The 12,478-nt window shown below is 65.8% G+C and carries 14 protein-coding genes; 8 read left to right on the top strand and 6 right to left on the bottom strand.

What is annotated here, in order from left to right:
• Nucleotides 1-57: 57 nt before the first annotated feature.
• Both ACIQ67_RS00940 and ACIQ67_RS00945 read right to left on the bottom strand, forming a co-directional pair.
• Nucleotides 58-876, bottom strand: a complete 819-nt coding sequence (locus ACIQ67_RS00940) for a creatininase family protein (RefSeq protein WP_397532468.1) — start codon at nt 874-876, stop codon at nt 58-60.
• Nucleotides 873-1,022 (bottom strand): hypothetical protein, encoded by a 150-nt coding sequence (locus ACIQ67_RS00945; protein WP_397532469.1) that lies wholly within the window; start codon nt 1,020-1,022, stop codon nt 873-875. Before ACIQ67_RS00945 ends, ACIQ67_RS00940 begins: the two co-directional genes overlap by 4 nt.
• Nucleotides 1,023-1,313: 291 nt before the next feature.
• Between ACIQ67_RS00945 and ACIQ67_RS00950 the strand changes: the two genes are divergently transcribed.
• Nucleotides 1,314-2,060, top strand: a complete 747-nt coding sequence (locus tag ACIQ67_RS00950) for a helix-turn-helix domain-containing protein (RefSeq protein WP_397532527.1) — start codon at nt 1,314-1,316, stop codon at nt 2,058-2,060.
• 49 nt (nt 2,061-2,109) lie between these two features.
• Complete coding sequence (locus ACIQ67_RS00955; protein ID WP_397532470.1) at nt 2,110-3,453, top strand: DUF3703 domain-containing protein; 1,344 nt, start codon at nt 2,110-2,112, stop codon at nt 3,451-3,453.
• A gap of 85 nt (nt 3,454-3,538) precedes the next feature.
• Here the strand turns inward: ACIQ67_RS00955 and ACIQ67_RS00960 are convergent, their stop codons facing one another.
• Complete coding sequence (locus ACIQ67_RS00960) at nt 3,539-4,189, bottom strand: TetR/AcrR family transcriptional regulator (RefSeq protein ID WP_397532471.1); 651 nt, start codon at nt 4,187-4,189, stop codon at nt 3,539-3,541.
• Between the two features lie 83 nt (nt 4,190-4,272).
• Between ACIQ67_RS00960 and ACIQ67_RS00965 the strand changes: the two genes are divergently transcribed.
• The 5 genes from ACIQ67_RS00965 (at nt 4,273) to ACIQ67_RS00985 (ending at nt 7,233) form a co-directional block, all read left to right on the top strand.
• A complete protein-coding gene (locus tag ACIQ67_RS00965) occupies nt 4,273-5,211 on the top strand; it encodes an alpha/beta hydrolase (protein ID WP_397532472.1) in 939 nt (312 codons plus the stop codon).
• Nucleotides 5,212-5,262: 51 nt separating this feature from the next.
• Nucleotides 5,263-5,559: a DUF1871 family protein gene (locus tag ACIQ67_RS00970; protein ID WP_397532473.1), complete on the top strand. Its 297-nt coding sequence runs from the start codon at nt 5,263-5,265 to the stop codon at nt 5,557-5,559.
• Between the two features lie 32 nt (nt 5,560-5,591).
• Nucleotides 5,592-6,020 carry a hypothetical protein gene (locus ACIQ67_RS00975; protein ID WP_397532474.1) on the top strand — a complete coding sequence of 143 codons (429 nt, stop codon included), beginning with the start codon at nt 5,592-5,594 and terminating at the stop codon, nt 6,018-6,020.
• A gap of 15 nt (nt 6,021-6,035) precedes the next feature.
• Complete coding sequence (locus tag ACIQ67_RS00980; protein ID WP_397532475.1) at nt 6,036-6,533, top strand: DUF4275 family protein; 498 nt, start codon at nt 6,036-6,038, stop codon at nt 6,531-6,533.
• Between the two features lie 214 nt (nt 6,534-6,747).
• Nucleotides 6,748-7,233, top strand: coding sequence for a hypothetical protein (locus tag ACIQ67_RS00985; RefSeq protein WP_397532476.1), 486 nt, complete (start codon nt 6,748-6,750; stop codon nt 7,231-7,233).
• 162 nt (nt 7,234-7,395) lie between these two features.
• Here ACIQ67_RS00985 and guaA read toward each other — a convergent pair whose 3' ends face one another.
• The 3 genes from guaA to guaB all read right to left on the bottom strand — a co-directional run bounded on the left by guaA (nt 7,396) and on the right by guaB (nt 11,839).
• Complete coding sequence (gene guaA / locus ACIQ67_RS00990; RefSeq protein ID WP_397532477.1) at nt 7,396-9,000, bottom strand: glutamine-hydrolyzing GMP synthase; 1,605 nt, start codon at nt 8,998-9,000, stop codon at nt 7,396-7,398.
• Between the two features lie 17 nt (nt 9,001-9,017).
• Nucleotides 9,018-10,280, bottom strand: coding sequence for an MFS transporter (locus ACIQ67_RS00995; protein WP_397532478.1), 1,263 nt, complete (start codon nt 10,278-10,280; stop codon nt 9,018-9,020).
• Between the two features lie 86 nt (nt 10,281-10,366).
• Nucleotides 10,367-11,839 carry an IMP dehydrogenase gene (gene guaB / locus ACIQ67_RS01000; protein ID WP_397532479.1) on the bottom strand — a complete coding sequence of 491 codons (1,473 nt, stop codon included), beginning with the start codon at nt 11,837-11,839 and terminating at the stop codon, nt 10,367-10,369.
• A 98-nt stretch (nt 11,840-11,937) separates the two neighbouring features.
• On the opposite strand from guaB, the gene ACIQ67_RS01005 reads away from it, so the two are divergent.
• The gene (locus ACIQ67_RS01005) at nt 11,938-12,462 is read left to right on the top strand and encodes a DUF4124 domain-containing protein (RefSeq protein ID WP_397532480.1); all 525 of its coding nucleotides are present in this window, start codon (nt 11,938-11,940) and stop codon (nt 12,460-12,462) included.
• Nucleotides 12,463-12,478 lie beyond the last annotated feature (16 nt).

The following is a 12,478-nucleotide window of genomic DNA, read 5'->3' on the forward strand; positions in this document are numbered from 1 at the left end:
ATCAGCCTCGTGCTCAAAGGCCGGTCAGAGCCTCAAGGGCATCGTTGATGACAACGGTCAGTTCGTCGAGGCCCGCGCACGACGCAACGCCTGCACACTTTCACGCACGATGAGATCCGCCCCCTCGCGGCCCACGGCCGCCGTGGCCGCGCGCGGATCGCCGGTGACACCGTTGGCCGGACTCTGAAGCGCAGCCTCGGCGAGGCTTTCGCCACGCACCATGCCTGGCACCGTGGCCATCAGCAGCGCGGTATCGAGCAGTCCGGCATGCACGCCGATCTCTGACTCGCTGTGTCCCAGCTCCCGCAGACGCTGGCGGAAGGCAGCCAAGGCCTCGCGGTAATAGACACCGACGTAATGCACACGGGCAGACGGCAGCGCACCCTTGCGCTGCCACTCTCGACTCAGCTGCTCGGCGAGCGCTTGCAGCTGGGCCTGGTAGTCACCCGAGTCACCCAGCAACACAATTTCGGTGAATCCGCCGCGCCGCAGGCTTTTCGCCGCGGCAGCCAGCAGGGCTCCGAAGGCCTCAGGCGGCGTGTCAATCGTGCCGGGAAACTTCAGGTGACCCCGCGACTCCGGCACATAAGCCAGCACCGGCGCGACCACCGCCTGACCTAACTCTGATGCGATGCGTCCGGCCAGCACGCGCACCCGGGCGTTGTGCTTGCCCAGCGCCATGTGCGGGCCGTTCTGCTCGGTGCCGCCGATCGGGATGATGACGGTCCTCGCCCCCTCACGCTGCGCAGCCTGCAACTCAGGCCACGTCAGGTCTTCGAGGTAGACGCTGGGCAGCGCGGCCTGTGCGGCGCCCTGCCCCACAGCGAGCAGCAGCGCGACCAGCAGCGGGGGCCAGCAGCGCCACACCCCCTTCATTCCCACTCCATCAGCAATGGTGCCGGCAATCCCTCGGCAACAGTGGGCGCGTTGCGCTGAAGCGCGGTTTGTACCGTCAGGCCTACCGCCAAAGTGAAGAGGTCCAGCAGTGGCGCGGGTTTCCGGGCGATTTGCGCGGGATGCATGTTCCGAGATCTATCGAGGTCTATCAAGTTCGGCGAGGGCCCGAACGGTAGTGTCGTCCCTCTAGGAGAGCTAGCGACTCTGCGCCGGCGCCTACCGTCACGACACGCGTAAGTCATTGTCGCGTCAGATCTTTCAGGCCGTGCTTTTGCCGTCGACAAGCCTAGACAGGCTCTTCGTGCGTCCGCCCTCCAGATTTCCACCGACCATCGGCGGTGACTTGCTTCTGCGACTACCGCCAGCGATTGCTACATTCCGCACGATGGTCGAGATGCGACAAGGGGGGCTTGGCGATGGGTTGGGCAGGTGAATGCGCGTTCACCTTTGCAGGCGTGGTCTTTCGAGGGGAGACTGCGGATAACCGCCCACACCGGCACGCAGCCGTTCAGGTCACGCTCGGGCTGAACGGACCGGTAACGATCCTCGAGTTCTCGGGAGGCATGTCCGAGCGGCCGGTCAGCGGTCCGGCGCTGGTCGTCAGGCCCGATGTCGTCCATGCGCTGCAGCCCAGTGGTCAGGTGCTGCTGGCCCTGCTGCCTCCTCAGACCCGGCTGGCACAGCGGATTCTTCGAAACACCACCCCCGACGGCGTCGTCAAGCTGTCACCCGAGGTCGCGGCGAGCATTGACGCCGGTGGGTGCCTCGTCACCAGCTTGGACGCCTTGCGGATACCCCCGTTGGACAATGCTGCACCCGACGAGCGAGTCCTGCGAGCGCTGGCCTTCCTCGAGTCTGCCCGCGGACCCCGGGCGATCGAACGTGCCGCTGCCTGCGCCGGGTTGTCGGTCTCCCGATTGCGGGCCATCGCGAGCGCCCACCTGGAGGTGCCGCTCTCGCGCTGGTCGACCCTTCGTCAACTGCAACGGGCGGGGCATGCCCTTGTCAGGGGCGCCTCGCTGGCAGAGGCGGCGATCGATGGGGGCTTTGCCGATCAGGCTCATTTGACCCGCCAGATGCGGCGCACCTTCGGCGTCACCCCGGCTACCGTCGCCGCCCTGGTGCGGGGCGCAGACAGGCGATTCGTTCAAGACGGCGCCTAGCGCCCATGGAATCCTCTGCACCCGAACCCGATGCAGGAGGAGACATTCGATGAGACCAGAGCTCGCCGCGGCATTCGACCGCGAAATGGATGCCGCACGCGCCGCGTGGGCAGCAGGCAACGCCGACACCACCTTCGCTTTTCTGGAACGCGCCCATATCCTGGGCCAACGCCATCTCTGGCCGCACGCCCTTACCCACCTGTGGATGCTGCGGGTCGGCTGGCATCGCCGTGACAAGCGGGAGATCCTCGGGCAGTTGCTCCGCCTGATGGCCACCCTTCCGGGTGCGCTGCTGGGCTGGGTGCCCGTTGGCAACACCGGCGGCGCCAATGTCCCTGCGCTTCGGCCCATGGCCATACCGCCGGAGCTCGCCCACCACTTCGCTGGAGCCAGCATCGCCCGCGCTGTCGCGGGTCGCCTGGCCGCCTTGGTCGCTGTGGGACTGCTGGTGCTTGCTGGCGTGTTCGGTGCCATGGAGTGGCGCCGTTCGGGGCTTGCAGAAGACCTCAAGGCTCGCCCGCCCGGTGCCGCTGGCGCCCGAGTCGCCGACCTGGGCAGCACGCGCAGGCTCGAGATCATCCCGCTGGTCAACTGGCACGCTGCTGCGCCTGGGCTGGCAACCGAGCCCGGCGTGGCCTACCTGGTGCGCACAGACCACGCCACGCTGCTGTTCGATTTGGGCTACAACGCCCGCGGCGAAGCCCGCTCCCCGCTGCTGCGCAACATGGACAGGCTCGGTCTTTCGATGGACACGGTCGATGCCGTCTTCATCAGTCACCGTCATCGGGACCACGTTGCCGGCTCGGCTGCAGAGCGCAGCGGTGAACTGCCCGCTGACGGGTCGCTGCCCGACCTGGGCGGCAAACCGCTGATATCGCCTGCACCCGTCAGTTACCCAGGTGCCACCACGGTCGTTCCGGGCAGCGCGGGCAAGCTCTTCGAGGGCGTGGGCACTACCGGGCCGATCACGCGCAGTCTGTTCATGGGGCCTGTCGACGAGCAGGCGCTCGTGGTCCACGTCGCCGGACGCGGGCTTGTCGTGATCGTCGGCTGCGGCCACCAGACCGTGCCCGGGCTGCTCCAGCGCCTGACGAGTGCCTTCGGAGAGCCGCTATACGGCATGGTGGGCGACTTCCATTACCCTGTGCCGGAAGGTCGCCTGCGCATCGCTGGCCTGGACGCGCAGCGCCTGTTCGCTTCAGGCGACGGACCTTTCAAGCCGATCACGACGGCGCAGGCGCAAGCCGAACTGGCAATGCTAGACCGACTGCAGTTGCTGGCTCTCGGGGGGCATGACACCAGCGACGAGGTCATCGCGTGGGCCACCGAACGATTCGGTGACCGCTTCAGGCATGTGAAGGTGGGGCAGGCGATCGTGGTGCAGGCGCCTTGATCGGCAGATTGCGCACGGGCCCGAACGTATCGTCGGGTGCGGTGCGGTTCGCTTGGCAAGGTGCCAGCAGATCCGAACGGGCCCGCTACGAGGCGGGACTGACCGCGTTACCTGAGCGGGACTCGAGACTGCGGAGGTAGAGCCCCAGCATGGACTGGAGTTCGATGGCGAGACGTCCGGGCTGCACCCGTCGGCCGTCGTCCTCAGTCCACCATCGGTGAACCACGGCGTCGGTGGTATCGACCAGCAGTTGCGCTGCGATGCGAGGCTCGGCGACCCGCGACGCCAGCCATCGCGAAACGTGCTTGGTCAGTCCCTTGCGCAATCGTTCCGCGCGCTCGCGAACCTTGATGGACAGAGGTACTTCGGACGACAGCGCCCGATGCAGGCGCGGGTCAAGGGCATGCAGCATGACGGCGCCCTCGACCAGCGCCGTGATCAGGTCCGCGGTCCGGGTCGTATTCGCCAGCCTTGCCACACCCTCTGCAAGAAGCGCCTCGCCCGCGGCGAGGTGATCTTCGGCGACAGCGTCGATGAGCGCCTGCTTGTTTTCAAAGTACTCGTAGACCGAACCAATCGAGACACCGGCACGCAACGCGATCGCGTTCGTGTTGAAGGCTGGCCAGCCACCCTCCGCAAGAATCCGAGCCCCCGCTTCGAGTATGGCCTTGACGGTCGATTGCGCGCGCGCCTGCTTCGCCTGGCGGACGGCTCGTTTCGGACGTTTGGTGGTCATCGGTTGCCTGGTCGCCGTATCCGAGTAGCCAAATCTGAATCTCTACTCGGATACTAACCTGAAGAAACCAACGTGGACCACCCGTGACGACCTACGACAACTCGCCCTCGTGGCTCCGCTACCGCCAACTGCTGCTGGACGCATTCCACCTCCCAATCCGCCACGTTCCCATCGAGAGATGGAAGACCGTGCGTGGCCACGAACTGCATGTCGATGAATGGCGCCCCGACGGACGAGCAAAGGGAACGCTGATCCTCGTCCATGGCGCAGGAGGCCACGGGCGGATCCTCGCCCCCCTCGCGGATTGGGCGGCCGGGTTCGGCTGGCTCGCGCTCGCCCCGGATCTGCCGGGCTATGGCCTCACCCGCCCGAATGCGGACTTCCGATGGGACTACGGCGAGTGGCCCGCAGTGCTCGCTGCTCTGGCGGACGAATGCGAGGGTCCCGTCGTCCTGATGGGCCTGTCGGTGGGCGGGATGACCGCGGCGCTCGCGGCCCAGGCGGCACGCGACGTGCAGGGCGTCATCGTCACCACCCTCCTCGACATGTGCGATCCGTTCACCTTCGCGCGCGCGGCGAGGTGGCGGTGGCTGGGGGAGGCGTCCTTGCTGGGCTTCCGATGGATGCCTTCAATCGTCGACCGGGTGCGGCTGCCGCTGCGCTTGGCAGCGTCGATGGACCGCATGTCCAGCCATCCGGCGATGGCTGAGTATTTCGAGAACGATCCCCTGCTCGGCGGCCTGCGGATCCCGAGCCGCCTTTTCCGCACGATGCACACGCTGGACGTGCCGCGCCTGGAGCCTCGCTGCCCTCTGCTGCTGGTGCACCCCGGAGCGGACAACTGGACGCCGACCGCGATGAGCCGGCCTGCGTTCGATCGCGTTCTCGGGGACAAGCGTCTACGAGAGCTGTCAAACGGCTCGCACCTGCCCGTGGAACTGCCGGCGCGCCTCGAACTCGAGCAGGAGATGCGGGACTTTCTCGCAGCTGTGGAGCGAAAAGACCTTGCTCGATCGCAGTAGATCTCGCGAGCTCCTATGATCATGATAAGACTCGTTCATTGCAGACAGCCCATGAACAGCGGACTTCACTACGACCAGGCGCTCGCGATCGTGGGCTCGGCCATCCAGGCGTGGGACCCTTTCGGGCTTGCCGCCGACGGCGCGCCGCCCGACGAGTATGCGCAGGAGGTGGCCAGCATCGTGGCTCGTATCCCGCGCTGTCGGAGCGAAGCCGAACTGGCTGCCGCGATCTCGGGCGTCTTTACCGAGTCGTTCGAGTCCGACACCTTCACGGTCGCCAACTGCAGCGAACCCGCCAGGCGGGCCTACACCGGGCTGGTCGGCGCAGGTCTGTTGCAGCCTGCCTGACCTTTCGATGTCCAATCGATCGGAGTCGACGGATGACGTACCGCCTCGAAGACATCGGCAGGACGATTGAAGAAGCACTGCCGATCACCACCTTCCCCGCGGAGCGGGGTTTGCGACTCGAGATCGCTGGCGTGGAAGCCAGCCTTGAATTGGCGATAGGCCAGGAGTTCACTGTATTCGCGGATTCGTGGCACGAGCACTTTGCGATACGGGATGAACTGATGGCGTTTCTGCATGACCTCGTCTGCGGCGTGCTTCAAGTGGTGGTGACCTACCAAGGTTCGCGAGCCGTTGCGTACCAGATCGTCGAGACCGGGAACGGCGCGGTGAAGATTCGCTCATCGGGTGGCGCGTTGCTCTGGCCCTGGTGGCGCCAGCGTAACGAGGTGGTCTTGAGCTACAAGGCTGCGGAACGCGGCGAGCGAGAAGCGTCGCAGCGAGTCGCAGCCCCTGGCGCATAGGCTTGGAGTTGTGAGATGCCACGGTTCAATACTTCGAACTTTCCTGAAGGGATCGCCGTACCGGGCGCCAGCGCCCGTCACTTCACCGAAGCCGAAGCAGCCGCCTTGACTGCCGCCTGGCTGGCCGTCTTCGGTGCAGACCGGGACGGCGTCAACGCCACGGGCCCCAAAGGCTATCTCTGGCATGTCTTCAGCGCGGGGCGGTATCCGTGCACGGCGCGTGAAGAAGCCCGCAGCACCTACCGGCTGCAAAGCGAGGCCGAGTATCTGGTGCTGCTGAATGAGGGGCGCGCGGCTGTGGCCACCGACGCACTGCCGCTCGAAGCGCCGCTGGCTGATTACTGCGTGTTCCCGCCGAACCTCGCCTGGACCATGGCCTTCACGCACGAAGCTCCGCTGGATGGCCCGTATTTCGCCAGACATGCCCGGTTCGATGAACTCAGCAAGAGCAATCAGGCCCTGCTTCGGAAGAAGCAGGCCGCTGAGGCGGCCAAGGCCAAGGGGTGGCGATAGGTCCAGGGACGGTCTCATTCTGCGCGGGGCGCTTGGCTGCGGACTAGACAGCACAACGGCTATCGTCCGAATCGAGGCGCTCGCGGTAGCGAACGGCGATAACTATGGCGATCATGATCGGGATATCGACGAGGCCGACGCACCTGCCGGGCTCAATATCCAATCCCGGGCCTTCGGCGACCGAACGGGCGTCAGGGCCGGACACGGCTTCGCAGTGCCCTTGCCCGATGGGCGGTTCGGGCATGCTGTCTTTCTGGGCGGAAACAGGCAGGGTTATCTTCTCCTGGACATCAGCGCCCTGATCACGGATCAGCCCGCCAACCCGGACGCCGTGCGGGAGGCGCCAAGGCGCTATCGCCAGCCGATCCTCGTCTGGCATACCGGCTTCGCCGCCGTGCCACTTCCGTCCAGGGTACAAGTTGCGCCAGTGCCCTGCGAAGTGGTGTTCCGGTCGGGCGTCGGCTGGCCCGATCTGGAAGCGATCGCACGGCTGGAGAGGCGCTTCGCGGTCTGGAACACGGAAACCCCGCAAGGCTGGAGAGCCTTGCTCATGGCCATGGCAGCCGCTGGAGAACAGCTTCCGGGGATCGAAGGCCACACCTTGGTGACGGCTCGGGTCGAACGGACGGGCGCCCTGAATCTGATCGAGGATCACACCCTTCTTCGGCCTGCAGACGACGCCCGCTGGCCGATGCGGTAGCAACCTTCAGAAATCGATGAGGTCTTCGCCGCTCTGTCGGACGGGACGGACATGGTTACAACGTGGGATCTGGTGACATGACCTGTGCTGGCGAATGCTGTCGGTCCTCATGGCCTCCGGCTGGTCGCCTGACCGACGGCACGGGCGGCGGGCAACGTCACCTCACTCCCACTCGATGGTGGCAGGCGGCTTGCTCGACACGTCGTAGGTGACGCGGTTGATGCCGCGCACCTCGTTGATGATGCGGCCCGAGGTGCGCTTGAGCAGGCTGTAGGGCAGCTCGGCCCAGTCGGCGGTCATGAAGTCGCTGGTCTGCACCGCGCGCAGCGCCACCACATAGTCATAGGTGCGGCCGTCGCCCATCACGCCCACGCTCTTGACCGGCAGGAACACGGTGAAGGCCTGGCTGGTCAGCTCGTACCAGGTCTTGCCGGTGGCTTCGTCCTTGGTGTTGCGCAGTTCCTCGATGAAGATCGCATCGGCCCGGCGCAGCAGGTCGGCGAACTCCTTCTTCACTTCGCCGAGGATGCGCACGCCCAGGCCCGGGCCTGGGAAGGGGTGGCGATAGACCATCTCGGGCGGCAGGCCCAGAGCGACGCCCAGCTCACGCACCTCGTCCTTGAACAGCTCGCGCAGCGGCTCCAGCAGTTTCAGGCCCAGTTGCTCGGGCAGGCCGCCGACGTTGTGGTGACTCTTGATTGTGGTGGCCTTCTTGGTCTTGGTGCCGCCGCTCTCCACCACATCGGGGTAGATCGTGCCCTGAGCCAGAAAGGTCGCGCCCTTGTGGCCCTGGTCGCCGGCCTTCAGCTTGGCCGCCTCGGCCTTGAACACATCGACGAACAGGCCGCCGATGATCTTGCGCTTCTTCTCGGGGTCGGTCACACCGGCCAGCTGGCCAAGGAACAGATCGGCGGCGTCGACGCGGATCACCTTCGCGTGCAGCTTGCCGGCGAACATGTCCATCACCATATCGCCTTCGTTCAGGCGCAGCAGGCCGTGATCGACGAAGACGCAGGTCAGCTGGTCGCCGATGGCGCGGTGGATCAGCGCCGCCGCCACCGAAGAATCGACGCCGCCGGACAGGCCGAGGATCACCTCCTCGTCACCCACCTGCTCGCGGATCTTCTGGACGGCTTCCGCGATGTAGTCGCCCATGATCCAGTCGCCCTGGCAGCCCGCGATCTCACGCACGAAGCGCGTCAGCATCGCCTGCCCCTTGACGGTGTGCGTCACCTCGGGGTGGAACTGCACGGCGTAGTAGCCCTTGTCCTCGTTGGCCATGCCCGCGATCGGGCAGCTGGGCGTGGAGGCCATCAGCTTGAAGCCCGGCGGCAGCACGGTGACCTTATCGCCATGGCTCATCCAGACCTTGAGCATGCCGTGGCCCTCCAGCGTGGCGTGGTCTTGGATGCCGTCCAGCAGACGGGTGTGACCATGGGCGCGCACCTCGGCATAGCCGAACTCGCGCTGGTCGCTCCACTCGACCTTGCCGCCGAGCTGAACGGCCATGGTCTGCATGCCGTAGCAGATGCCCAGCACCGGCACGCCCAGATCCCACACTGCCTGCGGTGCGCGCAGTTCATGGTCCTCGTAGGTGGACGCATGGCTGCCCGACAGGATGATGGCCTTGGGTGCGAAGCTGCGGATGAACTCGTCAGAGACGTCGTTCGGGTGGATCTCACAGTAAACATGCGCCTCGCGCACGCGGCGCGCGATCAGCTGCGTCACCTGGGAGCCGAAATCGAGGATCAGGACTTTGTCATGCATGGTGTTCAACCCGGTCATCAGGAAGCCTGGGCCACAGTCGCGTCGGCACCGGGGCTGCGCGAGAAGTGACGCCAGGCAAAGAAAAGCGACAGCGCCTGCAGCACCGCGCAGAAATAGAACGGAGCGCCGATGCGCCAGTCGCCACGCGGCAGCTCCGAGACGAAATACATCAGGCCCGAGCCCAGCACTGGCGCCAGCACCGCCATCACACTGTTCAGCGAAGCCACGGCGCCCATGGTCTGGCCCTGCGTGCGGGCGTCGGCGGCGTTGGAGATAAGACTCTGCATCACCGTGCCGGCCGCAAAACCCAGCACGTTGAAGACGATCACCGCGTACATCATCCAGCCCGCGGTGGCGCCACCCCAGACCAGATTGGTCACCACGCTGGACGCTAGGCCCAGCATCACCAGGCGCGGCCCGGAGATGTGCTTGATCAGATGCTTGAGCAGGAAGCCCTGCACCAGCACCGACATCACACCGACAGCGAACAGCGACAGGCCGTTCTCCTTAGGGCCCCAGCCGAACTTGAAGGTGGTGTAGAGCACCCAGCTGGTGTGCAACACCAGCTGCGCCAGACTGCTCAGGCCGATCACGAACACCAGACCGCCCACGCCCTTGAGCGCGCCAAGCTTGCGCAGCGAAGCCACCGGATTGGCAGCGCGCCACTCGAAGGGACGGCGGTTCTCCGGCTTGAGCGACTCGGGCAGCACGAAGTAGCCGTAGACCCAATTGGTCAGCGCCAGCACGCCGGCCACGTAGAAGGGCAGGTGCAGGTCAATATCGCCCAGGATGCCACCCATCACCGGGCCGAGGATGAAGCCCATGCCGAAGGCTGCGCCCAGCATGCCGAAGCGCTTGGCGCGATCCTCGGGCGCAGTGATGTCGGCCACATAGGCATTGGCCACCGCAGCATTGGCCTGCATCGCGCCGCTGAACAGGCGCACCAGCACCAGCATCCACAAGGCCGTGGCCATCGCGGTGGTGAAGAAGCTCAGCGCCAGACCGGAGAAGCCGATCAGCATCACAGGGCGCCGGCCATAACGATCTGACAGCGCACCCAGCACCGGTGCGCCGATAAAGTTGGCAATGCCAAAAGCAACGGTGACGGCCAGATAGGCGAGCGTGTGCTCGGAAGCGCTGCCGGCAAAGGTGCCGACCAGCGGAGGCAGCACCGGGATGATCAGGCCGATCGAGATCATGTCGATCAACACCGCGATCATGATGAAGCCCATGCCAGCCGCTCGCTTGCCTGTGCCGCCCTGGACTGCGCTATCGCTCACTGCTGCTCCTTGTGACATGCTGCCGGAAGAAAGCGAAAGGGGCCGAGTCTTCGCAGCCTCCGCCCCTTTGCCCTCAGGCCTGCGCCTTATTCCGAACGGTAGTTCGGCGCTTCCTTGGTGATCTGCACATCGTGCACATGGCTCTCGCGAATGCCCGCCGACGTGATCTCGACGAATTCCGCACGCTCATGCATCTCGGCGATGCTGGCGCAGCCGCAGTACCCCATCGAAGCGCGCACGCCGCCGGCCATCTGGTAGACGATCGCCACCATCGAGCCCTTGTAGGGCACGCGGCCTTCGATGCCCTCGGGCACCAGCTTGTCCGCGTTGGGGTTGGTGGTCTCGTCGTTCTCCTGGAAGTAGCGGTCCGCCGAGCCGGCCTTCATCGCGCCGATCGAGCCCATGCCGCGGTAGCTCTTGTAGGAGCGACCCTGATACAGGATGACCTCACCCGGGGCTTCCTCGGTGCCGGCGAACATGCCGCCCATCATCACGGTGCTGGCGCCGGCCGCGATGGCCTTGGCGATGTCGCCCGAGTAGCGGATGCCGCCGTCAGCGATCAGCGGCACGCCCGTGCCCTTGAGCGCGGTGGCAACGAAATCGATCGCGGTTATCTGCGGCACGCCCACGCCGGCCACGATGCGGGTGGTGCAGATTGAGCCCGGGCCGATGCCGACCTTGACGCCGTCAGCGCCGGCTTCCACCAGCGCCAGCGCGGCCGCGCCGGTGGCGATATTGCCGCCGATCACTTCAATATGCGGATAGTTCTTCTTGACCCAGCGCACACGCTCAATCACGCCGGCGCTGTGGCCGTGCGCGGTGTCGACCACCAGGGCATCGACACCAGCGCGCGACAGCAACTCGACGCGCTCTTCAGTGCCCTCGCCCACGCCCACCGCGGCGCCGACGCGCAGCTTGCCGAGCGCATCGCGCGCGGCATTGGGGAAGTTAGTCTGCTTGGTGATGTCCTTCACCGTCATCAGGCCGCGCAGCTCGAAGGCGTCGTTGACCACCAGCACACGCTCCAGCTTGTGCTTGTGCATCAGGGCCTTGCCCTCGTCGATGGTGGCGCCGTCCTTGACCGTGACCAGGCGCTCGGCCGGAGTCATGATCTCGCGAACCGGCGCGTCCATGCGGGTCTCAAAGCGCAGGTCACGGCCGGAGACGATGCCGACGACCTTCTTGCCTTCCAACACAGGGAAGCCCGAAATGCCATGCAGTTCGCTGAGCGCCTTGACCTGGCGCACCGTGGTGTCGGGCGTGATGGTGATCGGGTCGCGCAGCAGACCGGATTCGTAACGCTTGACCTTGGCCACCTCGGCAGCTTGCTGCTGGGCGGTCAAGTTCTTGTGCACGATACCGATGCCGCCCTCCTGAGCCATCGCAATGGCCAGACGCGCCTCGGTGACCGTGTCCATGGCCGCGGAGACCAGGGGCAGATTCAGCCGGATGTTGCGAGTCAGTTGGGTGGCAAGGCTGGTGTCGCGAGGCAACACCTGGGAGAAGGCTGGCACCAACAACACATCGTCGAAGGTGAGCGCTTTACCAAGAAGGCGCATGTGGGAAGCTCCAGACGCAAAGCGGCATTATACGGAAGCCAGCGCGCAGGCCACGGGGCTACACTTTGCTGCCTACTCTGCGACTGACTGACTCCGCCATGCCGACGCTGTTCATCACCCTTCGCCCCGCCCTGCTCGCCCTGCTGATGCTGGCCGTCGTGCCCACGGCAATGGCGCAATGGAAGTGGCGCGATGCGGCCGGCAAGGTGCAATACAGCGATCTGCCGCCGCCCCAGGGCACGCTGGAGAAGGACATCCTGCAGCGCCCGCCGAATGCGCGCCCAGCAGTGGTCGTGCGCCCGGTCGGTGCGGGCGCTACGCCGGCTGAGGCTGCCCCTGCCGCCAGCGCACCTCGCGCGCCCACCCGGGCCGAAGCCGAGCAAGAGGCTCGCAAGAAGGCTGCAGACGCTGACAGCGCCAAACGCCAAAAGGAAGAGGACCGCAAGCAGGCAGAAATGCGTGCCGAAAACTGCCGCCGCGCGACGGCTCAACTCAAGTTGCTGGAAGACGGCGTGCGGCTGACTCGGCGCAACGATGCCGGCGAGAACATCCCCTTGGATGACCGCATGAGAGCCGAAGAAGTTCGCAGCGCGCGCAGCGTGATCGCTGCGGAGTGCAAGTAAGCGCAACCGACCAGCG

This window comes from Roseateles sp. (genome assembly GCF_044373315.1).
Taxonomy (GTDB): Bacteria; Pseudomonadota; Gammaproteobacteria; order Burkholderiales; family Burkholderiaceae_C; genus JACDQM01.